19 protein-coding genes are annotated in these 23,643 nt (G+C 61.7%); 11 read left to right on the top strand and 8 right to left on the bottom strand.

From position 1 onward, the window contains the following. Positions 1-60: 60 nt before the first annotated feature. Positions 61-1,299, bottom strand: a complete 1,239-nt coding sequence (locus BWR59_RS18510) for a M20/M25/M40 family metallo-hydrolase (protein WP_081567079.1) — start codon at positions 1,297-1,299, stop codon at positions 61-63. A gap of 167 nt (positions 1,300-1,466) precedes the next feature. Between BWR59_RS18510 and BWR59_RS18505 the strand changes: the two genes are divergently transcribed. After that, positions 1,467-3,830 (top strand): DNA polymerase II, encoded by a 2,364-nt coding sequence (locus BWR59_RS18505; protein ID WP_081567078.1) that lies wholly within the window; start codon positions 1,467-1,469, stop codon positions 3,828-3,830. Between the two features lie 119 nt (positions 3,831-3,949). Here the strand turns inward: BWR59_RS18505 and BWR59_RS18500 are convergent, their stop codons facing one another. Continuing rightward, positions 3,950-4,819, bottom strand: a complete 870-nt coding sequence (locus BWR59_RS18500) for an oxaloacetate decarboxylase (RefSeq protein ID WP_081567077.1) — start codon at positions 4,817-4,819, stop codon at positions 3,950-3,952. A gap of 381 nt (positions 4,820-5,200) precedes the next feature. Between BWR59_RS18500 and BWR59_RS18495 the strand changes: the two genes are divergently transcribed. The 3 genes from BWR59_RS18495 (at position 5,201) to BWR59_RS18485 (ending at position 8,027) form a co-directional block, all read left to right on the top strand. Beyond that, the gene (locus BWR59_RS18495) at positions 5,201-5,527 is read left to right on the top strand and encodes a DNA-binding transcriptional regulator (RefSeq protein WP_081567184.1); all 327 of its coding nucleotides are present in this window, start codon (positions 5,201-5,203) and stop codon (positions 5,525-5,527) included. Between the two features lie 115 nt (positions 5,528-5,642). Further along, positions 5,643-7,208 (top strand): gamma-glutamyltransferase, encoded by a 1,566-nt coding sequence (locus BWR59_RS18490; RefSeq protein WP_081567076.1) that lies wholly within the window; start codon positions 5,643-5,645, stop codon positions 7,206-7,208. Between the two features lie 126 nt (positions 7,209-7,334). After that, positions 7,335-8,027, top strand: a complete 693-nt coding sequence (locus BWR59_RS18485; protein WP_081567075.1) for a GntR family transcriptional regulator — start codon at positions 7,335-7,337, stop codon at positions 8,025-8,027. 246 nt (positions 8,028-8,273) lie between these two features. Here BWR59_RS18485 and BWR59_RS18480 read toward each other — a convergent pair whose 3' ends face one another. Genes BWR59_RS18480 through BWR59_RS18465 form a run of 4 tightly spaced genes read right to left on the bottom strand, consistent with a single transcriptional unit; the run spans position 8,274 to position 14,095 of the window. Continuing rightward, complete coding sequence (locus BWR59_RS18480) at positions 8,274-9,500, bottom strand: amidohydrolase family protein (protein ID WP_081567074.1); 1,227 nt, start codon at positions 9,498-9,500, stop codon at positions 8,274-8,276. Then, positions 9,497-11,989, bottom strand: a complete 2,493-nt coding sequence (locus tag BWR59_RS18475) for a branched-chain amino acid ABC transporter ATP-binding protein/permease (RefSeq protein WP_081567073.1) — start codon at positions 11,987-11,989, stop codon at positions 9,497-9,499. The genes BWR59_RS18480 and BWR59_RS18475 overlap by 4 nt, the downstream gene beginning before the upstream one ends. Beyond that, positions 11,986-12,855 (bottom strand): branched-chain amino acid ABC transporter permease, encoded by an 870-nt coding sequence (locus BWR59_RS18470; protein WP_081567072.1) that lies wholly within the window; start codon positions 12,853-12,855, stop codon positions 11,986-11,988. Before BWR59_RS18470 ends, BWR59_RS18475 begins: the two co-directional genes overlap by 4 nt. Before the next feature lie 52 nt (positions 12,856-12,907). Further along, complete coding sequence (locus tag BWR59_RS18465) at positions 12,908-14,095, bottom strand: ABC transporter substrate-binding protein (protein WP_081567071.1); 1,188 nt, start codon at positions 14,093-14,095, stop codon at positions 12,908-12,910. A gap of 241 nt (positions 14,096-14,336) precedes the next feature. Here BWR59_RS18465 and BWR59_RS18460 point away from each other — a divergent pair, with 241 nt between their 5' ends. The 7 genes from BWR59_RS18460 (at position 14,337) to xylB (ending at position 21,714) form a co-directional block, all read left to right on the top strand. Beyond that, entirely contained in the window at positions 14,337-14,681 is a 345-nt protein-coding gene (locus BWR59_RS18460; RefSeq protein WP_269140355.1) for a nuclear transport factor 2 family protein, read from the top strand. Positions 14,682-14,843: 162 nt separating this feature from the next. Then, complete coding sequence (locus BWR59_RS18455) at positions 14,844-15,224, top strand: hypothetical protein (RefSeq protein WP_081567069.1); 381 nt, start codon at positions 14,844-14,846, stop codon at positions 15,222-15,224. 317 nt (positions 15,225-15,541) lie between these two features. Further along, complete coding sequence (locus BWR59_RS18450) at positions 15,542-17,113, top strand: sugar ABC transporter ATP-binding protein (RefSeq protein ID WP_218191240.1); 1,572 nt, start codon at positions 15,542-15,544, stop codon at positions 17,111-17,113. 66 nt (positions 17,114-17,179) lie between these two features. Beyond that, on the top strand, positions 17,180-18,172 hold the full coding sequence (locus BWR59_RS18445; RefSeq protein ID WP_081567068.1) for a ribose ABC transporter permease: 993 nt from the start codon (positions 17,180-17,182) through the stop codon (positions 18,170-18,172). A gap of 62 nt (positions 18,173-18,234) precedes the next feature. Continuing rightward, the gene (locus tag BWR59_RS18440; RefSeq protein ID WP_081567067.1) at positions 18,235-19,176 is read left to right on the top strand and encodes an ABC transporter substrate-binding protein; all 942 of its coding nucleotides are present in this window, start codon (positions 18,235-18,237) and stop codon (positions 19,174-19,176) included. Between the two features lie 26 nt (positions 19,177-19,202). After that, complete coding sequence (locus BWR59_RS18435; protein ID WP_081567066.1) at positions 19,203-20,201, top strand: LacI family DNA-binding transcriptional regulator; 999 nt, start codon at positions 19,203-19,205, stop codon at positions 20,199-20,201. Between the two features lie 28 nt (positions 20,202-20,229). Then, positions 20,230-21,714 carry a xylulokinase gene (xylB, locus tag BWR59_RS18430; protein ID WP_081567065.1) on the top strand — a complete coding sequence of 495 codons (1,485 nt, stop codon included), beginning with the start codon at positions 20,230-20,232 and terminating at the stop codon, positions 21,712-21,714. A 988-nt stretch (positions 21,715-22,702) separates the two neighbouring features. Here the strand turns inward: xylB and BWR59_RS18425 are convergent. Continuing rightward, positions 22,703-22,966 (bottom strand): hypothetical protein, encoded by a 264-nt coding sequence (locus BWR59_RS18425; protein WP_081567064.1) that lies wholly within the window; start codon positions 22,964-22,966, stop codon positions 22,703-22,705. A 150-nt stretch (positions 22,967-23,116) separates the two neighbouring features. Next, complete coding sequence (locus BWR59_RS18420; protein ID WP_143490868.1) at positions 23,117-23,536, bottom strand: cupin domain-containing protein; 420 nt, start codon at positions 23,534-23,536, stop codon at positions 23,117-23,119. Positions 23,537-23,643: the final 107 nt, after the last annotated feature.

Below are 23,643 nucleotides of genomic sequence, written 5' to 3'. Positions count from 1 at the left end.
CCTTCACCAATTCGCCACTGCGCGGCGAAGTCTGCCACAGCCGCCGCGCACGTATTGGCGTCAAGGATGGGCAGACAATTGCATAATCATCGCCACGCTCAGATACAACCTCGGCGCGATGCTCGACAGGTCTGCATATTCATCATCGGCATGTAATCCCGCGCCGACCACACCCATGGTTTCGAGCACGGCGGGTTTCTGGCTGTCGGGGACGTAGGCGTAGCCGGCGTCGGTGCCGAAGCGCATGGCGATGGGCTCGATGTTGCGGCCGATCTTGCCGTACAGGGCCTGTGCGGTTTTCGCGAGGTCTTCGCTGGCGGGGTTCTTGACCAGTGGCGGGCGGCCCTTGTCGAGGCGGAAGGTGACCTCGGTGCCGTCGATCAATTTGTTCTGCACGATGCGCTGCCCGTCGGCGAGAACGCGGTCGGTTTCGCTAAGGTCCGAGTAGCGCATGTCGCCCTCGGCCGCTGCGCTGGACGGAATGATGTTGCGCTTCTCGCCGCCCTTGATCAGCGTCCAGTTCACGGTAGTGCCCTTGGCCTGATCTCCCAGATCCTTGAGTTGTACCAGCTGATGGGCCAATTCCATCGCCGCGTTGCGTCCTGCCTCGGGGGCGGAGCCTGCATGGGAGGATTTGCCTTTGACGTCGACGAACACGCCGTTGATGCCGTTGGTGGCGACGGTGACCGCGTCCTTGTCGGGCGGCTCGTACGAGAACACGTAGTCATGTTTGCGCGCGAGATCGGCAATGATTTTCTTCGAGCCCGCCGATCCGGTTTCCTCGTCCGGGTTGAACAGCACGGTGATGGTGCCGAAGTCCTTGAACTTCTGATCCTGCAACAGCTTCAGCGAATGCAGCACCATCGCCACGCCGCCCTTGGCATCGGCGACACCGGGTCCGTAAGCGTGCTCGCCATCGACCCGGAACGGCCGTTTCGCTGCAGTGCCTGGGCCGAAAACCGTGTCGTAGTGAATCATCAACAGGAAGCTCTTGCTGCCATTGCCCTTCATCGTGCCGACGATGTTGTCGCCTGCAGAGGGCGTCGCGGGTGTGGTTTCAACGGTTGCGCCCAATGCTTTGAGGCGTTCGACCAGCACCGCACTGACGGTTTTCAGCCCTGGCGCCTGGCCGGTGCCGGTGTCGATGTCTACCAGTTGTTTTACGGTGGCCAGATACGCCTTCTGTTCGGCTTCGGCTTTTTTCAGAAGCTGTTCGGGAGGCAGTTCGGCGGCAAAGGCCATGGAGCAGAGGAGTGAGGCGGCGACGGCGGCCGCCAGAGAGGTACGTCGAACGAGCATGCTGGATCCCTCAGATGGTGTGCGAGTGATCTTCTGATAGCGCGGCGGCGTGCATTGTTCCCCATTGATTGTTCAGGCAGCCGGAACAAGCGCGCCAGACTGCGGGCTTTCCGGCAGTGATCGCCGTAGAATCCCACCCCTGAAAGACAGTTTTCGAGGTTGCACAGGTGGATTTACAGCAGGGCTTCGTCCTGACCCGGCATTGGCGCGATACCGACGCAGGCACGGAAGTCGAATTCTGGCTGGCGACGGACGACGGCCCGCGTCGCCTGCGGCTGCCTTTGCAGACTTCGGTCGCCTTCATCCCGGCGCAACACCGCGAGCGCGCCGAGGCCGTGCTGCGCAGCGAAAAGAACGTCGAACTCAAGCCCCTGGAACTCTGCGACTTCCGCCATCGGCCAGTGCTGGGCCTCTATACCCGGCAGCACCGGCAACTGATGAATCTGGAAAAAGACCTGCGCAGGGCCAGTGTCGACATCTACGAGGCTGATGTCCGCCCGCCAGAGCGATATCTGATGGAGCGCTTCATCACAGCGCCCGTGCAGTTCGGCGGAACGCCGGATGCCAACGGCTTGCTGCTGGACGCGCAGATGAAACCGGCTCCGGACTATCGGCCGCAATTGAAACTGGTGTCGCTCGATATCGAAACCACCGAGCGCGGCGAGCTGTATTCCATCGCACTGGAAGGTTGCGGCGAGCGTCAGGTGTACATGCTCGGGCCGGCCAACGGCGATGCGTCCCAAGTGGATTTCAAGTTCGAATACTGCGACAGCCGCGTGAGCCTGCTGGAGAGGCTCAATGAATGGCTGGCGCTGCACGACCCCGATGCGATTATCGGCTGGAACGTGGTGCAGTTCGACCTGCGCGTGTTGCATGAACATTCACGACGTCTGAACGTGCCGCTGCGTCTGGGCCGTGATGGCGAGGTCATGACCTGGCGTGAACACGGCGCCCGAAACAACCACTTCTTCGCGGCGGCGGCAGGGCGGCTGATCATCGATGGCATCGAAGCACTGCGCTCTGCGACCTGGAGCTTTGCGTCGTTCAGTCTGGAGAACGTCGCGCAGACGCTGCTGGGTGAGGGGAAAGCCATCGATAACCCGTACCAGCGCATGGACGAAATCAACCGCATGTTCGCTGAGGATAAACCCGCGCTGGCGCGCTACAACCTCAAGGACTGCGAACTGGTCACGCGGATTTTCGCCAAGACCGAGCTGCTGACATTCCTCTTGGAACGGGCAACCGTCACCGGGTTACCCGCCGACCGCAGCGGCGGTTCGGTGGCGGCGTTCGAGCACCTGTATATGCCATTGATGCATCGTCAGGGTTTCGTCGCGCCGAATCTGGGCGAGCGCATGCCCGAAGCCAGTCCTGGCGGGTTCGTCATGGATTCGCGGCCAGGCCTGTACGAGTCTGTGCTGGTGCTGGACTACAAGAGCCTGTATCCGTCGATCATCCGCAGCTTCCTCATCGATCCGGTCGGCCTGATCGAAGGCCTCAAACACCCCGAAGACAGTGAGTCGGTCGAAGGCTTTCGCGGGGCTCGTTTTTCCCGCACCCGGCACTGCCTGCCCGCGATTGTCTCAAGGGTGGCCGAGGGGCGCGAAGCCGCCAAGCGTGAGCGCAATGCGCCGCTGTCTCAGGCGCTGAAAATCATCATGAATGCCTTCTACGGCGTGCTCGGTTCCAGCGGCTGCCGCTTTTTCGATACCCGGCTGGCGTCGTCGATCACCCTGCGCGGGCATCAGATCATGCGTCAGACCCGCCAGCTCATCGAGGCCCAAGGCTATGAGGTGATCTACGGCGACACCGACTCCACGTTTGTCTGGCTCAAACGCCCCCACGGTCAGGAAGAGGCCGCGCACATCGGCAAGGCGCTGGTCGAGGGCGTGAATGACTGGTGGCGTGAGCACCTGCGTGATGAATACGGCCTGGAATGCGCGCTTGAGTTGCAGTTCGAAACCCACTTCAAGCGCTTTCTGATGCCGACGATTCGCGGCGCGGAGGAGGGCAGCAAAAAGCGCTACGCGGGGCTCGTCACTCGCGCCAGTGGCGAAGACGAAATGGTCTATAAGGGCCTTGAAACCGTACGCACCGATTGGTCTCCGTTGGCTCAGACCTTTCAGCAGGAGCTCTATTTGCGCATCTTCAATCGGCGCCCGTACCAGGACTATGTGCGCGACTACGTGCGGCGCACGCTCGCGGGCGAACTGGACAATCAATTGATCTACCGCAAACGCCTGCGTCGCGCGCTGGACGACTATGAACGCAACGTTCCGCCTCACGTCAGGGCTGCGCGCATCGCCGATGAGTACAACCAGAAACAGGGCCGGCCGCTGCAATATCAGAACCGTGGCTGGATCAGCTACGTGATCACGGTCGCAGGCCCCGAACCGCTGGAAGTGCGCAGCGCCCCCATCGACTACGACCACTACATCACCCGGCAACTGCAGCCGATTGCCGATGCGATTCTGCCGTTCGTGCAGGATGACTTCAGCACCTTGATCGGCGGACAGATGGGGTTGTTCTGATCGTTGAGAAATCTGGAGCTCTGAAGCCGTCCGGCTCCTCGGCGGCATGTCAGTTGTTGCCGCTTGCAAGCCGCATGGCTGCAGAAACGACTACGCTGTGATTCCAGATCCCGTTGGGATCACTCCTGCACATCCATGAACTCTTTGGCCCACGCCACGTAGCTTTCCGGCTGGGTGTAGGTGTGGGTCAACTCGGTGGCGCTGAGGTTCTCCGTGCTGCGGGTGATGCGGCGCTGGGCGCGCAGGCTGTCGTAGGTCGCCTTGATCGACGCGAAGTAGGCCGCGTGCCCGGCAACGACGATGCGCACGCCAAGGTCCGCCAGGCGCTGGCTGTCGTTGAGCTTCGGATTGCCGTACGTCACCAGCATCAGCGGGACGGTGAGTTTTTCCGAGATCTGCTCCAGATGCTCAAAGTCCTTGATGCCGACGATGCAGATGCCGTCCGCACCGGCTTTTTCGTAAGCCTGAGTGCGCTCGATGATGTCCTCGACCGGCAGCACGCCGGCATTGGTGCGGGCGATGATCGATAGTTCTGGATCGACACGAGCTTCCAGGGCGGCGCGGACTTTACCGATGCCTTCCTCAATGGTGATCAGGTCGGTGGATTTGCGCCCGAATTGCGCGGGCAGCAGCGTGTCTTCGATGGTCAGCGCCGCAACGCCGGCACGCTCCAGTTCTTCAACCGTGCGCATGACGTTCAGCGCGTTGCCGTAGCCGTGGTCGGCGTCGGCAATGACAGGCAACTGGGCGACACGGCCGATACGGGTGGCCTGTTCGACGAACTCGCTCAGGGTGATCAGCGCAAAGTCCGGCGCTGCCAGGACCTGCAGCGAGGCCACCGAACCACCGAGAATGCCGACTTCGAAACCGAGATCGCCGGCAATGCGCGCCGACATCGGATCGAAGACGGAAGCGGTTTCATAACAGGCTTTGGAAGCCAGCAATTCACGGAAATTGCGGCGCAGGGCGGAGTGGGAAATTCTGGACATGGCGTTTCCTGGTTCTGGCCATCATCGAAGGGAACGATCAACGCCAACACAATAATCGTGCGAGGCTACCATGCGCAAAAATACAACGTTATGCCGGTTCGGTATGGGATATGCCGGAAGCACATGGCCGTGCGCCACTGTGGTGCAAACGATTGCGCATGATGGGGGCGTCTATGTTTGAGATGCCAGATTAACCGCCGACCTGGCGAGCAGATAATCTGTAATGTGATGTTCATGTTCTCGCCTTTTTCTTGGAGTCGTTTGAGCTGGAAGCGATGACGGGGGAGGTTATGGTGGGCGTCACAGAAGCTTGCCAAGCGGTACGAAGGCTTGAGCAATGACCAGATTCAGCGTCTGGTAGATCGTGAGGATTTTTTGGAGATATGCAGTGACAACAAATTCAACAGTGAGGCGCTGCAGTCGGTCCACGAATCGGCTATTGCCCTGCTTGAAATCGGGGCAATCGACAAGGCGACAATGCGTGAGTTCGACCAAACCTGTATCGCCGAAGTGCCAGCTGAAATCAATCCGGCGCAAATCAAGGAAATCCGCGAACGCAGTCGCGTTAGCCAACCGGTGTTTGCCCGGTATCTGAACACCAGTACCTCTACAGTCAAGCAATGGGAAGCGGGAGCTAAAAGACCTGGAGGAATGGCTTTGAAGTTGCTGACCATCGTGCAGAAATATGGTCTTGAGATTCTGGCTTGAGGCTGTAGGAACGCAGAGTAATTCCAACGATTGAGCTCCAGAGGTCCGGCACACCTTTTGCTTTGCTAGCCACAGGAAAATAAATAGCTAGCAATCTGCATAAGGGCCCACATCCATGCTTGCGACTTCCCGCCGCGCTGTCATCACCACTCCCCACGCTGAAGCCAGTGCCGCAGGGCTCAGGATTCTCGAGGCTGGGGGCACGGCCATCGACGCGATGCTGGCGGCGAGTGCCATGCTCAGTGCGGTTTTTCCGCACATGACCGGGCTCGGTGGCGATGCGCTGTGGATGATCCATGACCGCAAGGTACGCACCATCGTGGGGATCGGGCAGGCGGGAATGCGCTTGCCCGAGGCAGGCAGCATCGGTTTGCGGGGGGCGAGTTCTGTGGCTAGCACCGCCGGTGCGCTGGCCAGTTGGCAGACGGCGGCGAACATCAGTCGCCATGAGTGGGGGTCGCGACTGGGCTGGGCCGATTTGTTGGGTGATGCGGCGACGGTTGCGGATCAGGGCGTGCCAGTCTCCCGATCGCAGTTGTTCTGGCAGATATTGCGTCAACCGTTGATCGAGCAGCTCTCGGATCTGCACTCTCTTTGCAAAACCGATGGGCGCTGGATGCGCGAGGGCGATGTGTTGCGCCAGCCGGAACTGGCCAACACGCTGCGCCACCTGGCTCGTCATGGGGTCGAGGATTTCTATCGAGGCGAGTTGGCAGATGCGTTCGGCGAGGCATTCGTACGCCTGGGCTGCGGCCTGAGCAAGTCCGATCTACGTGCGACCCAGGCCCCGGAAGTGGCGCCGATTTCGGTGCCTTATCGCCAGGGCCGGCTGTTCAATGTCGCACCGCCAAGCCAGGGCGTGTACACCCTGCAGGCCATGGCGTCCTTGCAGCACAAACCTTTGGCCGGGATCGGCAATGGCAGCGCGGCCTACTATCACCTGCTGGTGGAGGCGATAAAACAGGGCCTGTTGCGTCGCAACGCCGAACTCTGCGATCCGTCCCACGGCGGCTGGGATTTCGCTGCGAGCCTGTCCCCGCAAAGTATCGAGCGCTACGCCGCTGCCATCGACGATCAGCGTGCCGCGCCCTGGAACGAGCCGGGGCGTCCGGCGGACACCATCTGGATGGCCGCGACCGATTCCGAAGGCCGCACGGCCTGCCTGATTCAGAGCCTGTTCCACGATTTCGGTTCGGGCTGCATCCTCGGCGACACTGGCGTGCTCTGGCAAAACCGTGCGGCGGGGTTCAATGCCGACCCGGATCACGTCAACGGCTGGGCACCGGGCAAACGCCCGGCGCACACGCTCAATCCGTCCTGTTATCTGGCAGATGACGGACGCCGATTCTTCTTCGGGACCCAGGGCGGCGACGGCCAGCCGCAGACGCAAATGGTGCTGGCGACGCAGTTGATCGATTACCGCCAGCCTGTCGACCGCGCACTGCGCATGCCGCGCTTCTTGCTGGGGCGCAGCTTTTTCGACAGCACCGACAACCTGAAACTGGAAAGTGACATCAGCCCTGACAGCGCCGTGGGGCTGGCGGAAATGGGCCATGAGGTGGAACTGATCCCCGCGCAAAGCCCGATGACCGGGCATGCCGGGATCATCAGCGTCGAGCGTGACGGCACGCTTTACGCGATGCATGACCCCCGTGGTGAAGGCGTGAGCCTGGGGCTGTGAGGTCGATTCGACTGCCATTGAACGCCGGGTTTGCCGTGCCTGGGGCGCTGGCGGATAATGCCGCCCGTTGCCCGCCCGCCACTGCGGCGCGCGAGGCAGAAGGTCTTCTGCAGAAACGAGGAATGGATGGGCTTGAGCACTGTCACCGCCAAACAGCTTGAGGTACAGCGCATCGTCGATGCGTTGTACAAGGCCATTGCCCAGCATCGCCTGCCGCCTGGCACGCGGCTGATCGAAGCGCAGATCGTCGAAACCCTGCAAGCCAACCGCAACCATGTGCAGGCGGCGTTGCAACGTCTGGCGTTGCAGAAGGTGGTGACCATCGAAGCCAATCGCGGCGCCATGGTGTCGCAACCGACGGCCCAGGAGGCGCGGGATATCTTCACCGCCCGGCGCGCCATCGAGCGGGCGATTGTCGAGTCCATCACCCCGGCGATCATGCGCAAGCAACGGCAGCGCGTCGCCACCCACATGAACAACGAACGCAAGGCAACCAACGACACCGACCGGCGCGCCATCGTGCGCGAGCTCAGTGAGTTTCACCTGATGCTCGGCGCGATCTGCGGCAACAGTGTGCTCAGCGATATCCTCGGTAATCTGATGGTGCGCAGTTCGCTGATCGTCGCGCTGTATCAGCGTAACGACGTACCTTCATGTGCCTCGGACGAGCATCAGCAGATCATCAGTGCCCTTGAGCAGGGCGATCATGAGAAGGCCGTGGCCGTGATGATCGAGCACCTGGATGAACTGGAAGGGCAGCTTGCGCTGGAAGCGGCGGTGCCTGCCGAGTTCAATCTCAAGCAGGCGCTGAGCGACTGATTTTAGCCCTGGCCAATCCCCGTGGGAGGGTTCCGAGGTTACGAGGGCCGCGAACCGGGACTGCCTGATACACCACTTTGGCGGCCGTCGTAAGATGGGCCTGCTCCGCAGAGTCTATGGTGATCCTGTGGGAGGGTTCCGAGGTTACGAGGGCCGCGAACCGGTGCTGCCTGACACCCCGCTTTGGCGGCCGTCGTAACCAGGCCAGCTCCCACAGGGTCTGTGCCGATCCCGTGGGCTTGATCATCACTCAGGCGCAAGCAATCTGCCTTGCGGCCTTTCAAACGTGCGCTTGCCGCGTTTATACCCCAGCAACGGTGCGCTGATTTCGGCGATTACCGCCGCAGGTGAGGGCGCATCGAAGACGATGAAGTCCGCATGGCAACCCGGCGTCAGGCCGTAGTCCTTAAGGCGCAGCATCCGCGCCGATTCGCTCGACACCCACGCCATGCACTGCAGCAACTCGGCCGCCGTGCCCATCTGGCTGACGTTGGCGAACAGGTTGGCCTGACGCACCAGCGACGCGTCGCCGTACGGGGTGAAAGGGTTGCCGATGTTGTTGGTCGACACCGAACAGGTCACCCCGCAGGCGTGCAAATGGTTGAGCGGTGCCACGCCTCGCGGCTTGTTATGGAAATGCTCGCGGCCGGTGAGAAACAGATCGGTACTCGGCAGGCAGGTCACTTGCACGCCAGCCTCGGCAAGACGAATACCCAGGCCGATCAGCGCTTCCATCGGCAATGCCGACAGCTTGGTGACATGGCCAACCGTCACACGCCCGCCCCAGTTGTGCTGTTGCGTACAGCGCGCCACGTGCTCGATGGTCAGGCCTTCAGGGTTGAGATCGAAATCCAGGTGCATGTCCAGATCGCAGTCGTACTCCAGTGCCAGTTCGAACAGCCGGTCAATCTGCGCCAATGGATCGCTGTCGGTGTAAGGGCAACCGCCCAATACCGTCGCACCATTCTCCAGGCCATGACGTAACAGTGCCTCGGTCCCAGGGTTGTTGAGCATGCCTTCCTGCGGGAACACGCAGATGTCCAGCGTGATTGCCCAGGCGTAATCGGCCTGCAAACGGCGTATGGCATTGAAGCCGGTCAGGCCGATCTGCGGGTCCAGTTCGACGTGGGTGCGCATGTGCGTGGTGCCTTGCAGGATCGCTTTGTCCAGCACCTGCGCGCCACGTTCATAGACATCCTGTTCGGTGAATTCAGCCTTGGCGGCGCGGGTCTGTTGCACGGCTTCTGCCAGGGTGCCGGCCTGCAACTGGCAGCGCTGCATGATGCAGGCCTTGTCCAGATGGATGTGGGTTTCGATCAGGCCCGGCAGCAACAGGCGTCCCTCGAGGTCGAGACTTTCACAGGTCGCGGTATCACGGCCGAGGGCTGCCACGAAGCGACCGTTTTCCACATACAGCGTGGTCGTATCGAGGTCGTTGCCCACCCGGGCATTGCTGATGATCAGGGCACTCATGCGCAGACTCCTTCACCCAGATACGCCGCTGCCAGCTCGCTGTCTTCACGCAGTTCGGCGGCGCTGCCGGACTTGATCACGCAACCGGTTTCCAGCACATAAGCGCGGTCGGCCACTTGCAGCGCGAGATTGGCCATCTGGTCCACCAGCAGCAGGGTCACGCCTTCGTCACGCAATGCGGCGAGGGCGTCGTACAGCTCACCGATCATCGACGGCGACAACCCCAGCGAGGGTTCGTCGAGCAACAGGATTTTCGGTTTGGCCATCAAGCCGCGACCGACCGCGACCATCTGTTGCTCGCCACCGGAGAGCAGACCGGCAGGGCTGTCGATGCGGTCACGCAGGCGCGGGAAGCGCTTGAGGATTGCTTCGATCTCGGCGTCTGCGTCGAAGGCATCGCGACGGGAATAACCCCCCAGCAGCAGGTTGTCGCGCACGCTCAGATACGGGAACACCTGACGGCCTTCCGGCACCAGCGCCAACCCTTGCCCGGCGATGCTGCTGGCGCTGGCCTGTTCGATGTTTTCGTTGTCCAGCAGGATGCTGCCGCCGGACGCTCGATGCAGGCCCGCGAGGCATTGCAGGATGCTCGATTTGCCTGCGCCGTTGGCGCCAAGAATCGCCACCAGTTCACCTGGATTGACCACCAGATTGACCTTGTTCACCACTGGCGCCGCGCCGTAATCGATCACCAGATCCTTCACATACAGACGCGCATCGTGGCTGCCTTCCCAGGCCTCATCCCGTGGCGTGGCCTGGTACTCGGTGCCGCCCAGGTAGGCTGCGATCACGCGCTCGTTCTGCTGCACTTCGGCAGGCGTACCGACGGTGATCGGCTTGCCCGCGTCGAGCACCAGCAAACGCTCGGACACCGCCATCACCAGCGCCATGTCGTGCTCCACCAGAATCACGGTCAGGCCGAAACCCGCCAGTTGCCGCAGCAGAATCGCCAGGGCATCGGTGTCGCGGCGGCTCAGACCGGCAGCCGGTTCATCCAGCAACAACACCGCAGGCGCCGTGGCCAGAGCCCGGGCGATTTCCACCAGGCGGCGGTCGACGTGGGGCAGGTCATCAGCCGCGATATTGACCGCGCCGCGATAACCGACCAGGGCCAGCAGATCCAGCGCAAGTTCACGCTGCGAAGACGTGGAGTGGCCGAAGATAAAACCCATTCGGCCTTTCTGCATCGCCACCAGGACGTTGTCCAGTACCGACATCTCGCCAAACAACTGGGTGGTCTGATACGTGCGCGCAATTCCGGCTCGGGCGGTTTTCCACGCGGGCAGGCCGGCCAGCGGTTGATCGAGTTCGATCTGGCCGCTGTCGGGGGCATAGAAACCGCTGATCATGTTCAGCACCGTGGTTTTACCCGCACCGTTCGGCCCGATGATGCTGGTGATGCTGCCGGCTGGCGCATGCAGGTTCACGCCTTGCGCCGCCTGCACGCCGCCGAAACGAATACCGATATCACGAATGTGCAAGCCATCGGCACCAGTGCGACTGCGCAGGTAAGCGGCGATGCGTTTCTGGTCGATCTGGCTGGGCGGGGTCAGTGGGGTCGGTTTGATCCAGCGGCGGGCGAGGGCGCCCAGCAAGCCGTTGGGGGCGATCCACAGCACCACCAGCAGCAACACGGAGAAAATCAGCAGCCGGTATTCGGCGAAGTCCGACAGCAATTCCGGCACCAGCACGATCAACAAGGCGCCGAGGACGGGCCCGAACAGCGTGCCACTACCGCCGACGATCACCGCCAGCACGAACAGAATCGACTGCGAGAAGGGGAAGGATTCTGGGTTGATGAACATCAGCAGCGGCGACAAGAGCGCGCCCGCAAGGCCGGTCAGCAGTGCCGATAGCGCGAAGGCCAGGGTCTTGCTGACGACCGGGTTGAAGCCCAGCGAGCGCGCCGCGATTTCCGACGCCTTAACGGCCCGCATGGCCTTGCCCCAGCCGCTGTGATGCAGGCGTTGATAGAACGCCAGCGCAGCGATCATCAGGGCAGTCGCGATCAGCGCCAGCAGAATCGAAGGGTCCACTGTGGCGAATTCCGGCAAAGGAATGCCCATCAGCCCATTGGAGCCGCCGGTGACGTCGCGCCATTCGATCAGACTGTGATGCACGACGAATGAGAAGGCGATGGTAATCATCGCCAGATACGGCCCGGTCACACGTAAAGCCGGAATCGCCAGCAGCGCGCCGACTGCGCCGGCCACCACGCCCGCTGCGGGAACCGCCAGCCACAGGGGCATTCCCGCGAGCGTCATCAGCGCCGAGATGTAGGCGCCGATGGCGTAAAACGCGATGTGTCCGAACGAAATCTGCCCGCTCAGGCCGATCAACACGTTGAGCCCGACACCGACTACGGCGGCCAGCGCGCACAAGGTAAAGACCAGCAACGAATAACTGTCGAGAAAAAACACAGCCGCCACGCTGAACAGCGCCAGCACGGCAATGCAAACAGGGCCCAGCAGGGTTTTCAGGTTTTTCATACTTTCACCAGTGCCTGGCTGCCGAACAGGCCGTTGGGGCGAATCGCCAAGGCGAGGATCACCAAAGCGAAAGTAAAGATCTGGGTAAACGCCGAGCCGAAATACAAGGTGATCAGCGCTTCGGTCAGGCCGAACAACAGCCCGGCACCGAACACACCCCCCGCGCTGGAAATACCGCCAAGAATCGCTACGGCGAAGGCCTTGAGGCCGAACAACATCCCCATCTCGGCGTTAACGCTGAAGAGCGGCGCAATCAACAGCCCGGCGACGGCGGCGAACACGGTGGAGATGGCGAAGGCGATGGCGACTACCCGATTGACGTTGATGCCCATCAGCATCGCCGCTTTGGGGTTCTGCACGCAGGCTTCAAGCACCTTGCCCAGCCGCGTGTAACGCCGCACCAGAAACAGCGCCAGGGCAATGGCCGCGCCGATCAGCGGGATCAACAGTTGCAAGGCGCCGATGCCGTTGCCGAACAGCTCGATCTTCAAGTTGACCAGGCTGCTTTCGTACTGACGCGGCTCCTTGCCGAAGGTGAACAGCGCCAGGTTGTCCACCAGAATGCCCCCCGCGACCGTCGCCAGCAGCCAGGCTTGCGAGCCACGGCCGTGAAATGGGCGGACCAGCCAGCGTTCGATCACCAGGCCATACAGGGCGCTGAGCAACAGGGTCAGCGGCAAGGCCAGCCACAGCGACAAGCCCCAGGTGATGCACAGGGTGTAACCCAGCACAGCGCCGACCATCATGGCGCTGCCCTGGGCGAAATTGACCGTGCGCGAAACCACGTAGGTCAGATGGAAACCCAGGGCGAGCAGGGCGTACATGCTGCCCAGGCCGAGGCCGGTGACGATGGCGGCGGTGAACATGGCGTGATTCCTTAGAGCGTGCGAAACGGTTCAGTCAAAGCTGCTGTCTGGCTCACGGCTTGAGCGGCACGATCTGATCGCCGACGAAGTGGGTGAACACATAGTCGTTCGGCCCCAGTGCGTCATGCTTCTGCGCATTGAAAGGCTGCTTGTAATCCTTGATCAGGCCGTCGTAGTCGGTGATCCCGTAGAAGCCGTCGCGCACTGCCTTGCCGTCGGTGCTCCCGGCTTTCTCGATGGCCAGCGCGCTGAGGTGCAGAGCGTCGTAGGCGTTGGCGATGCCGACTGCCGGGGTGACGTCGGCGAGGGTCTTGATCTGCGGGTACGCGGTTTTCAGCGAAGCGAGCAGGGCATCGCCCTTGGCGTTGTTGTGTTCGGTGAAAACGTAGGTCTGGATGAAGTGAACACGCGAGGCACTCGGCCCGGCCAGTTCACCGAAGCGACCACCTGCTGGGCCCCAGTGCGACACCACCGGCACGTCCCAGCCCATGCGGTCGAGGGATTTCACCACCTGCGCCGATGGCCCGACGTTGCCGACCATCAGCAGGGTGTCGGCGCCAGCGTTTTTCAGGCGGGTGAGTTGCGGCACCACGTCCAGGTCGCTGTCCTGAATGCGCTCGACGCCGGCGTTTTCCAGCCCGCGTTTTTCCAGTGCGCGCTTGAAGCCGGCTTCGTTCGATTCGCCCCACGGGTTGTTGATGAGGATCATGCCGGGCTTCTTCATGCCCTGAGCGGCCCCGTATTTAACCAGCGCCTCGTCCACCAGTTCGTCGACAGCCGAGACGCGGAACACGTAGTTATCTGCAGCGCCGTTTTCGGTGATCTTGGTACCCGCGGCCCAGATGCCCATGAACGGGGTTTTCAGCTGATTGGCCAAGGGCACGATGGCCAGCGACACCGGCGTGTCGAGGCCGCCGAACAGCACCGTGACTTTCTCCCGCTGAATCAGCTCACGCGCCGCCAGCATGCCTTTGGACGGGTTGCTTTCGTCGTCGCGGCGCACCAGTTCCAGTGGGCGTCCCAGTACACCGCCACGGGCGTTGACCTCGTCAATGGCCATGGTCAGGCCGCGAGTCAGCGCCTCGCCGGATTTCGCCGATTGCCCGGACAGCGCCGCCACCAGACCGACCTTGATCGGAGGTTCTGCAGCCTGCGCACCAGCGCAAATGGCGAGCGTGAGGGAGAAGGCCGCAGCCACGGGGAACAACAGACGCTGCACGTTTGGACGCTGGAAGGACATAGGTGACGCTCCTGATTGCTAGCACTTGTAAAATTATTGCTAGCAAGTAGGATGCCAGTCCGAGAACGCTTTAAAAGCGCGTGCTGCTGGCGAAACGGCCAGCAATTTCGCTCCAAATTAAAGCGCTTTGCACCACGCAGAGGCATGCGGCCCATCACGGGCCTTCATCGAGTCAGGAGAGCGGGTTATGTCCGAAGTGAATAAAGACGTACAGATTGTTAGCAATTTTCTGGAGGCTTCCATGGCACCCGACCCCGTCCGCGCCGCGACCTTCATGAGCGATGACGTGAAGATCACCTTCACCGGTGGCCGCGCCATGCCCGACCCGCAAACCATCACTGCCTTCAACGGCGCGCGCTACGCGTGGGTCAAGAAGGCACTGGGCAATTTCGACTGGATGGATCGCGGCGACCACACCGTGGTGTATTCCAACGGCACCCTGTACGGCGAATGGCCGGACGGCCGCAGCTTCTCCGGCAACCGCTACCTGGACCGCTTCGAAGTGCGCAACGGCAAGATCACCCGGATGGACGTTTGGAACGACAGCGCTGAGTGGATGCTGATGCCGGAAATCGCCAAGGCTTGAGGGTTCATGGCGGTGTTTGAAAATATTTCTTCAGCCCCATGGAATAAACCCCCTTCGACAGACGTTTACCTTCACTGCTTGCGTCAATTGGCGCGGGCAGCGGGAGCCTGGAAGGTTTCTGGCGTTTGCTCCCCTACTCGAAAAATAACCAAGGAGTTCACCATGCTGAAGAAAATCATCCTCACCGCCGCCGTGGTCCTGACCTGTGCCTCAAGCCTGGCGTTCGCTGCCGCCCCCGCAATGACCGGCAAGACCGACAAAGGCGAAGTGCTCACCGATCACAAGGGCATGACCCTCTACACCTTCAAAAAAGACAGCGACGGCAAGTCGGCCTGCAACGGCGATTGCGCCAAGGCCTGGCCGCCGCTGATGGCCGGCGCGGACGCCAAGACCGACGGCAAATACACCGTCGTGACCCGTGACGACGGCAGCAAGCAGTGGGCTTACAACGGCATGCCGCTGTACACCTGGACCAAGGACGCCAAAGCCGGTGACACCACGGGCGATGGCTTCAAGGACATGTGGACAGTCGCCAAACCTTAACTTTTTTGCAAAAAACTCAACGCTCTGGCGGCGGGCCGAACACCCGCACACCAGAGCGTTTTTTTGTGTCGGCCATTCATCGAGCTACTGACGGTTTTCGTCGGGGAGAAAAAGCAAGCGCTTGCGTGAATCGTTTCAGCTGATCTAGAGTGTTTCAACGCAATTCCGAAAAGCAGTTCCCGAGCGCCGCCCGATTCGAGGTGGCCCGCATAACAACAAGAAATCTCGAGGATGCACATGAACAGCTTGCCTGCTCTGATTCCGCGCGCTTTCACGGCGTCGCGAACGCCTGTAGCACCAGCCTCGGTGGCTCTCCCATGAGCGCCTTACTCTCCGAATCCCCCATGCCTGTGCTGGAAATGAACGCCATTTCCAAGACATTCAACGGCCTGCGCGTGCTGAAAAACGTTGCCCTCAAGGTCTACGCCGGCGAAGTCCATGCGCTGATGGGCGAGAACGGCGCGGGTAAATCGACCCTGATGAAAATCCTCTCCGGCGCCTATCAGGCCGATGCCGGGGGTGAGATTCGTATCGGCGGCCAGACATTGGCGTCCTTCGATCCGTTGACCGCCAAAGCCCAAGGTATTGCGGTGATCTATCAGGAGTTGAGCCTGTGCCCCAACCTCAGCGTGGCCGAGAACATTTACCTGGGCCGTGAACTGCGTCGCGGCTGGAGCATCGACCGCAAGGCGATGGAGGCCGGTTGCGTCGATGTGCTCGCGCGGTTGGGCGCCGATTTCAAACCCTCGACCAAGGTCAGCGTGCTGTCGATTGCCGAACGGCAACTGGTGGAGATCGCTCGGGCGCTGCACGCCAAGGCAAAAATCCTGGTGATGGACGAGCCCACAACGCCCTTGTCGTCCCGGGAAACCGACCGTCTGTTCGCGTTGATCAAACAGCTGCGCGATCAGGGTCTGGCGATCATCTACATCAGCCATCGCATGGCGGAAATCTACGAGTTGTCGGATCGGGTGTCGGTGCTGCGCGATGGCGAGTACGTCGGCATGCTTGAACGCGACGGGCTCTCGGCGGATGCGCTGGTGAAGCTGATGGTCGGCCGTGATCTCTCTGGGTTCTACAAAAAAGAACACGCACCCTATGACCCCGGCCAGGTGGTCATGCGGGTGCGCGACATGGCCGACGGCAAACGAGTGAAGCCATGCAGTTTCGACCTCCACGCAGGCGAGGTGCTGGGCATTGCAGGGCTGGTCGGGGCAGGGCGCACGGAACTCGCGCGGCTGATTTTCGCTGCCGATGCACGCAGCTCCGGCACCCTCGAAGTGGCCGGCAAAGCCATCACTGAATTGCGCAATCCGACCGATGCTATTCGCGCCGGGGTGGTTTACCTGACCGAAGATCGCAAGGCTCAGGGCCTGTTCCTGGACATGAGCGTGCGCGACAACATCAACGTCTGCGCCTGCGTGCCCGATGCTCATGCAGGCGGCGTGCTGGATCGCGGACGCGGCGCACGGCGGGCGGTGGAGGCGATTCGCTCGCTGTCGATTCGCGTGGCGTCGGGCAAGGTCAACGTCGGTGCGCTGTCGGGTGGCAACCAACAGAAGGTCCTGTTGGCGCGGCTGCTGGAGGTCAAACCTCATGTGTTGATTCTCGACGAGCCGACCCGGGGCGTTGACATCGGCTCGAAGTCGGAGATCTACCGCATCATCAATGAGCTGGCCAAGGCCGGAGTCGGCATCGTGGTGATTTCCAGCGAACTGCCGGAGATCATCGGCACCTGCGACCGTGTGCTGGTCATGCGCGAAGGGCAGTTGGTCGCCGAGGTGGGCGGTGCGTCGGGGCACGAGATTTCTCAGGAACGGATTATCGATCTGGCGACTGGGGGTGAGCAGGTGCCCGAGCCTGTTTGCGGTGTTGCAGGCGCCGGATGACGCCCGTGGGGGGTTGCGTCAATGCTGAGATCTCACATTTCAATAACAAAAAAAGGAAACCAGGCCATGAGTCTGACCCTGGAAAACTCGCCAACCGTGGCCGCCATCAGCAAGCGCGAGCGCATGCGTGAACTGATGCGCACTGTCGGCATGCTGCCGGTCCTGATATTGCTGCTGGTGGGCTTTGCGCTGATGACCGACAGCTTCATGACCTTGCAGAATCTGTCGATCATCACCCAGCAGGCCTCGGTCAACGTGGTGCTGGCGGCGGGCATGACCTTCGTGATTCTCACTGCCGGTATCGACCTGTCGGTGGGGGCGATTCTCGCGGCCTCGGCAGTGGTTGCCTTGCAGGCTTCGATGTCCCCGCAGTGGGGCATGCTCGGGATTTTTGCCGGCGTTGGTTTTGGCCTGTTGCTGGGGCTGGTCAACGGTGGCCTGATCGCCTTCATGCGCCTGCCTCCCTTCATCGTCACCCTCGGCGCGCTCACTGCGATGCGCGGTCTGGCGCGTTTGCTGGCCGACGACAAGACCGTATTCAATCCCGACTTGCCATTCGCGTTCATCGGCAACGATTCGGTGCTTGGCGTGCCTTGGCTGGTGATCATCGCAGTGGCCGTGATCGCCATTTCCTGGTTCATCCTGCGGCGCACGGTCATGGGCGTGCAGATCTATTCGGTGGGCGGAAATCCCGAGGCCGCGCGACTTTCCGGAATCAAGGTGTGGAAGGTCCTGCTGTTCGTCTATGCCGTTTCCGGCGCATTGGCCGGGCTCGGTGCGGTGATGAGCGCTTCACGATTGTTTGCCGCCAACGGCCTGCAACTGGGGCAGTCGTACGAGCTGGATGCCATCGCCGCCGTGATCCTTGGTGGCACCAGTTTCACCGGCGGCGTCGGCACCATCGGCGGCACGCTGATCGGCGCGCTGATCATCGCCGTGCTCACCAACGGCCTGGTGTTGCTGGGCGTCTCGGACATCTGGCAGTACATCATCAAGGGCATCGTGATCATCGGCGCGGTGGCGCTTGACCGCTATCGCCAGTCCGGTGCGCGGACGTGATTAGCCAGCGTGTGGTTTGGGTCTCAAAAAATACGTTCAACAATAATCACAAGAGAGAAATCATGAACTTCAAACTCAAATTCCCTGCTGTCGTATCCCTGTGCCTGGCCGCGCTGTTGGCTCAGGGCGTCGAGGCCCGCGAGCTGAAATCGGTGGGCATTACCTTGGGGTCGCTGGGCAATCCCTACTTCGTCACTCTGGCTGACGGCGCCAAGGCCAAGGCGCTGGAAATCAACCCCAACGCCAAGGTCACCTCGGTGTCCGCCGATTACGACCTGAGCAAGCAGTTCTCGCAGATCGACAACTTCATCGCTGCCGGCGTGGACCTGATTCTGATCAACGCCGTGGACCCTAACGCCATTGCCTCGGCGGTGATGAAAGCGCAGAAAGCCGGAATCAAGGTGGTGGCCGTTGACGTCAACGCCGCCAAGGTCGACGCGACCGTGCAGACCGACAACGTCGAGGCCGGCAAGCTGGCCTGTCAGTTCATCGTCGACAAGCTCTCCGGCAAGGGCAATGTGATCATCGAAAACGGCCCGCAGGTTACCGCCGTGACCGACCGCGTGACCGGATGCAAATCGGCATTCGCCGCCGCGCCGGACATCAAGATTCTCTCTGACGATCAGGACGCCAAAGGCTCCCGCGACGGCGGCCTGAATGCCATGCAGGGCTACCTGACGCGCTTCCCGAAAATCGACGGCCTGTTTGCGATCAACGACCCGCAAGCCATCGGCAGCGACCTGGCCGCCAGGCAGCTCAAGCGCAGCGGCATCGTGATTACTTCGGTAGACGGCGCGCCGGACATCGAGCATGCGCTGAAATCCGAGTCGTCGATCCAGGCCTCCGCCAGTCAGGACCCATGGGCCATGGCGCAGCAGGCAGTGGTGATCGGCAACGACCTGCTCAACGACAAGAAACCCGCTGAAGCGGTGACCCAACTCACGCCGAAACTGATCACTCGCGACAACATCGGTTCGTACACTGGCTGGTCGAGCAAGCACTGAAACGCCGGGCAGCAGGAGTGAACGCAGTGGTCAAGATGGAGGACGTGGCACGGCTGGCGCGGGTGTCGACTTCGACGGTGTCCCACGTGCTCAACGGCACGCGCAAGGTCAGCCCGGAAACGGTGGGAGCGGTACAGCAGGCGGTCCGCGAGTTGGGCTACATCCCCAACACCCTGGCGCGCTCGCTGGCCCGTTCGCGCACCAACACCATTGGCGTGGCGATTTCGGCGCTGTCCAATCACTACTTCAGCGAGACCGTTCACGCCATCGAAACCGAGTGTGCGCGCCACGGCATCATGATGCTGTACGTCGATACGCACGATGACCCCGAACAGGAACTGCGCGTGGTCAAGGCGCTGCACCATCGTCGGGTCGACGGCATCCTCCTGGCACCCTCGAGTGACCCTGCGCAGGCGGCGTCGGCCTATCTGCAGGCCAACGCCATTCCCACGGTCCTTGTGGATCGGCTGGCGGCCGAAGGCTTCGATCAGGTCGGTGTCGAGAACCGCGAGTCCACCCGCCAACTGGTGGCGCACCTGACCGGTCACGGCCATCGGCGCATCGCCATGATCGCCGGGCATCGCGGCTTGAGCACCACCGAGGAGCGAATCGACGGCTATCGCCAGGCGCTGAGTGACGCAGGTTTGCCGTTTGATGAATCACTGCTGGTCAACGGTGAATCCAACAGCGAGTCGGCCCGTGTCGCGGCTTCGGCACTGTTGGCGTTGAAGGCGCCACCGAGCGCGATCATGGCCGCCAACAACCTGATGACCATCGGCGCCATGCACGCGCTGCGGGACGCGGACATCGCGGTGCCGGAGCAGATGGCGCTGGTGGGCTTCGACGATTTCGACTGGGCGGACTTCTTTCTGCCGCGTCTGAGCGTCATCGCCCAGCCGGTCCAGGCGCTGGGCGAACGTGCCGTGCAACTGTTGCTACAGCGCATCGACAATCCTTACGGAACGCGGCTTTCCGAGCGTCTGGGTGCAACGTTGCGCATACGAAATTCATGTGGATGCCCTTGAGCGCTCCCCCGACAGGAACTGAACGTCAATGAGCCAAGCTGTCTCTCTGGGCATCGATCTGGGCACCTCTGAACTCAAGGCCATTCTGCTCGACGCCCGGGGCGCCGTGTTGGCCCAGGCGGGCGCGAGGGTGAGCGTTACGCGCAGGTATTCGGGCTGGTCGGAGCAGAATCCTGTGCATTGGTGGCAAGCGTGCGTCGAGGCGCTGGAGCAATTGCGCAACGATCAGCCGCAGGCCTGGGATCGCGTCGAATGCATCGGGCTGTCCGGGCAGATGCACGGGGCGGTGTTGCTCGACGCGGCCGACCAGGTCTTGTACCCGGCAATCCTCTGGGACGATTCCCGCGCGGTCGCTCAGGCGGAGCAGCTGAATCGTGATTTTCCGGATTACCCGCAGGCCACCGGCAGTCTGGCAATGGCCGGGCTGACCGCGCCGAAACTGTTGTGGCTTCAGGCGCACGAGCCGCAGGTGTTCGCCCGGATCGATTGCGTGTTGTCGCCCAAGGATTACCTGCGCCTGTTGCTGACCGGCGAGAAGGTCAGCGACCTGTCCGATGCGGCGGGGACCTTGTGGCTCGATGTCGCTCGGCGCGAGTGGTTCGAGCCAATGCTGCACGCGTCCGGTTTGAACGTGACGCAGATGCCGAGGTTGCTGGAGGCAGATCAGGTCTCTGGCGGGTTGAGCGCCGAGGCGGGTCAATTGCTCGGGTTGCCAGCCGATTTACCCGTTGCCGCCGGCGGCGGCGATAACCCGGTGTCGGCGGTGGGCATCGGCGCGATCAACGCCGGCGACGCGTTCGTGACACTGGGCACCAGCGCGGCGATTGTCGCGATTACCGGTCACCCGGCAGGCAATCCGCCGAGCGCGGTTCACAGTTTTTGTCATGCGCTGCCGAACCGCTGGTACACCATGGGCGCCATGCTCGCGGGGGCCAGTTGCCTGCGCTGGGTGACGCGGTTGTTGGGTCAGCCAGACGAGCAGACGTTGCTCAATCTGGTGCAGACGCAATTGCCCGTCGACCAGTCTATGGCGGTCACGCAGCCGTTGTTTCTGCCGTATCTGGCCGGAGAACGTACGCCCCACAACGACCCGCTGTTGCGCGGCGGTTTCATGAGTCTAGGTCACGACAGCACACCCGCGATGTTGGGCTATGCGGTGCTGGAGGGGGTGGGATTCGGGCTGTTGGATGCGATGAACGCGGCCCTGTCAGCGGGCGCCACGGTCAATGCCTGCGCGCTGGTTGGCGGCGGGGCGCGCAGCGAGTATTGGGCGCAGTTGCTGGCCAACATTCTTGATCGCGAGGTGTATACCTTGCTGGGCAGCGAACTGAGCGCGTGCATTGGCGCGGCCAAACTGGGGTTTCTGGCGATCGGGCAGGGCGAGGATCTGTTGCACGCGGGGATGCCGGTCAAGGCCAGGTATCGGCCGATGAGTGCAGTGCAAGCTGCGTTGCGCGAGCGTCATGAAAAGTTTCGCGGACTATTGCCTGCTGCGCAGGGGTTGCATGGGTGATCACCCGCTCAATTCCCGAGCACTTTCCCGTGGGAGGGAGCTTGCTCGCGAAGAGGCCGGTTACAGCCGATACATATGCATGGCTCAATGCATGGTCTTCGCGAGCAAGCTCCCTCCCACAGATTNCCGTGGGAGGGAGCTTGCTCGCGAAGAGGCCGGTTACAGCCGATACATATGCATGGCTCAATGCATGGTCTTCGCGAGCAAGCTCCCTCCCACAGATTATGGGTTCGGCGTGGGTTAAAGGTTTGCCCGGGTTTCGCGTCCGGCGCAAATACACGGAGGATCTGTGCTGGATTCAGACTCTCAATGCACCGCTCGCCACCGTGGCGCAGGTGTGTAAGCGTCATGGCAAGTTTCGGAGGTTGTGGGCCTGCTGGGCGGGGCGCGCATGGATAATCAACGCCAGATGCCGTGGCACTATTCCGTGGGAGGGAGCTTGCTCGCGAAGAGGCCGGTTACAGCCGATACATATGCATGGCTCAATGCATGGTCTTCGCGAGCAAGCTCCCTCCCACAGATTNGCTCGCGAAGAGGCCGGTTACAGCCGATACATATGCATGGCTCAATGCATGGTCTTCGCGAGCAAGCTCCCTCCCACAGATTATGGGTTCGGCGTGGGTTAAAGGCTTGCCCGGGTTTCGCGTCCGGCGCAAATACACGGAGGATCTGTGCTGGATTCAGACTCTCAATGCACCGCCCGCCACCGTGGCGCAGGTGTGTAAGCGTCATGGCAAGTTCCGGAGGTTATGGCCTGCTGCGCGGGGGGGGGCGCATGGATAATCAACGCCAGATGCCGTGGCACTATTCCGTGGGAGGGAGCTTGCTCGCGAAGGGGCCGGTACAGCCGATACACATGCATGGCGCAACGTATGGTCTTCGCGAGCAAGCTCCCTCCCACAGATTATGGGTTCGGCGTGGGTTAAAGGCTTGCCCGGGTTTCGCGTCCGGCGCAAATACACAGAGGATCTGTGCTTGACTCAGGTGCTCAATGCACCGCCCAGGACCGTGGCGCAGGTGTGTGAGTGAACTTGGAGATTCCCTTCACCCAAAACCGCCGATGAGACGTCTCGTTCGGTGGCAGCAGCGGTTTGCTGGACCACTGATGGTGACGCCTGGACTCCTCGCGATAGGCTTTCCATTCCATGGCCTCTGCGGTGTCCTTTGCCGCGCGTTCGTTGTCGAACCAACCCAGCACGGAAACCTCGCCCTGATCGCGGCCATGTTCTACCAGCAGAAAAATATCGTACATACCTGTGCCTTTCACTCATCAAGTCTGACCCGAATGTTCGGGTTCTACTGATGGCTTATCGACAGTTGGTCAGGAATGTTTAATGTTCCAGACACTGCGTCGGACCAGCGGTGCCGCATTCCAGAGCGGCACCCGGGGTTTTCGGCGATGTCATTTCGGCAGAGGAGTGAGGATCTCGCCGTTGTCGTCCAGCAGGATGAAGACCAACAGTTTCGCAGGCTGGGTGGTGCTGGCATTGCGTGATTCGTAGTGCCTGGAGCCCGCTGGCTCATACCAGGTCTGGCCCGCTTTGTAGGTGATGGCCTTGCCGTCGTTGACCCGGGAAATCACTTCACCTTCCAGCACGTAGGCCATCGCGCTGCCGCTGTGGCTGTGAGGAATGGACACCTGGCCCGGCTTGTAATCGACCGTCAGCACCATGGCTTTCTTGCCCGGCGCGTTGAGCATCGGGTGGCTCTCCAGCACGGTGACCTTTTCATGCTCGCCATCGTGGGCTTGAGCGTTGAACGAAAGCGGCAGAGCGAGTGCCAGGCAAGACAGGCTGGCAGCGAGCAGTTTCATGGGTTTCATGATCGGTCCTGAGTGAGCGTGGTGACAGATGACAGGCTATGCCTGCCTCGCCATCTGTCACACCGCCAATCTGCACAAAGATCATGAGGCCAATCCTGGGCAGCACC

Source organism: Pseudomonas sp. Bc-h (assembly GCF_002080045.1).
GTDB lineage: Bacteria > Pseudomonadota > Gammaproteobacteria > Pseudomonadales > Pseudomonadaceae > Aquipseudomonas.
Note: the sequence above shows the minus strand (reverse complement) of the source record. Positions and strands in the feature narration are given on the sequence as shown.